General features: G+C 49.3%; 1 pseudogene. It reads left to right on the top strand.

The features are described 5' to 3' along the window. Positions 1-205 (top strand): annotated as a pseudogene (locus AMS66_RS03470) (NADP-dependent phosphogluconate dehydrogenase); the annotation flags it as partial.

Raw genomic sequence — 205 nt, 5'->3', positions numbered from 1 at the left:
CAACTGAAGCATTCTCCGGTGACAAAAAAGCGTTCATCGAGAATGTGCGCAAAGCGCTGTTTGCAAGTAAAATAGTATCCTACGCGCAAGGCTTTGCCCAAATGCGTGCAGCTTCCGACGAGTACGGCTGGGATCTGAAATACGGCAACATCGCGATGATCTTCCGTGGTGGTTGTATCATCCGTTCGCAGTTCCTGCAAAACAT

Origin of the sequence: Paenibacillus xylanivorans (assembly GCF_001280595.1) — a bacterium.
Lineage (GTDB): Bacteria > Bacillota > Bacilli > Paenibacillales > Paenibacillaceae > Paenibacillus > Paenibacillus xylanivorans.
This window is presented reverse-complemented; position numbering and strand designations above follow the sequence as displayed.